Origin of the sequence: Microbacterium sp. MTN4-26 (assembly GCF_042846595.1) — a bacterium.
Taxonomy (GTDB): Bacteria; Actinomycetota; Actinomycetes; order Actinomycetales; family Microbacteriaceae; genus Microbacterium; species Microbacterium luteum.
Window position 1 is genome coordinate 1 of sequence record NZ_BTGO01000041.1, and the last position, 1,474, is coordinate 1,474.

At 65.1% G+C, this 1,474-nt stretch carries 1 protein-coding gene; it reads right to left on the bottom strand.

Annotated features, from left to right (window positions below; genetic code table 11):
• Positions 1-18: 18 nt before the first annotated feature.
• A complete protein-coding gene (locus tag ACGG9C_RS16965; protein WP_071044142.1) occupies positions 19-1,416 on the bottom strand; it encodes an IS30 family transposase in 1,398 nt (465 codons plus the stop codon).
• Between the last annotated feature and the right edge of the window lie 58 nt (positions 1,417-1,474).

Below are 1,474 nucleotides of genomic sequence, written 5' to 3' on the forward strand. Positions count from 1 at the left end.
CTGCGAAATTGACCGGGTTCAACCGGTCGTTGCAACACCGGCTTGTTGGAGCAACAGTAGCTGCTCGTTGAAGGCTTCGGCGGGGGTCTTCCATCCGAGTGACTTGCGGGGCCTGGTGTTGAGGGCGTGAGCGACGGCTTCGATGTCTTCCGCGCTCCACCGGGCCAGGTCGGTGCCCTTGGGAAAGTACTGGCGTAGCAGGCCGTTGGTGTTCTCGTTGGTGCCGCGCTGCCAGGGCGACTGCGGATCGGCGAAGAACACCGGGATGCCGGTCTCGACCGTGAACGTTGCGTGAGCGGACATCTCCTTGCCGCGATCCCAGGTCAACGACCGTGCCAGTTGGGTGGGGAGTGTCGACATCGTGTTCGCCAGCGCGTTCTTCATCGTGATCGCGCCATAGCCAGCCAGGGCGGGACCATTCTTGGGTGTCTCCTTGTGCCGGTATCCCTCCTCGCGTGGGAGGTGGACGAGCATCGTGAACCTGGTCATGCGGTCGACGACGGTGCCGATCGCGGAACGCTCCAGCCCGATCAGCAGATCGCCTTCCCAATGGCCGGGAACAGCGCGGTCCTCAGCTTCAGGAGGGCGTTCGCTGATCAGGGTTCCGGGAGTGACGTGCGCCCACGTCTTACGACGTGAGCGTTCCCGCGGTGCGCGAAGCGCCCGGCCCGTGCGCAGACACCAGACGAGCTCGCGTTTGAGCGCGCCACGGCCCTGAATGTAGAGCGACTGGTAGATCGCTTCGTGGCTGATGCGCATGGACTCATCATCGGGGAAGTCGACCTTGAGTCGGTTGCTGATCTGCTCCGGACTCCACGCCGTCGACCACCCGCGATGCTTGCGGTGCGGCTTGTTGATCCCCGTGAACCGCGGCGGCTCGGGACCGACGATGATCTTGCCATCAGGTGTGGTGATCTGCCCGGATAGCCGCTCGTGGACGTAGGCATGCAACCGGGCGTTCGTGACCAGCTTCGCCGCCTTCGGACGCTTCGCGGCCATGTCAGCCTTCCACTGCGCGACCGATGCTCGATACCCGCGACTTCCGTAGCGGACGGCCGCATTCCGGCGCAGCTCACGGGAGATCGTCCCCGGGTCACGGCCTATAGTTCGGGCGATCTCGCGCACCCCGCTTCCCTGAGCACGCAGGAGCGCGATCTCCTCACGCTCAGCGAACGACAGGTAGCGTCCGGTTGGCGTGAACTTCAGGTCGAACGGCGGCATGCCGCCAGCGTTGCGGAACCACCGCTGACCGACCGCTTGCGCCACGCCGACCACGGCAGCAGCCTCGATGGGCAGCAACCCCTTGGCGATCTCGGCCCAGAACGCTGCCTCGACATGCCGCTGGAACTTCGGATGCCCAGGCGACCGAAGCTTCGGCCGCTCCGCCCGATCTGCTGCCTGCTGACGACGAACCATCTGACACCTCCGCGATCACGAGGTGTTGCGACGACCAGTTGAATCCGCCTTGACTGCC

Excerpts from the sequence above, each read along its gene's own strand:
- ACGG9C_RS16965 (WP_071044142.1), bottom strand. The coding sequence starts at position 1,416 with ATGGTTCGTCGTCAGCAGGCAGCAGATCGGGCGGAGCGGCCGAAGCTT.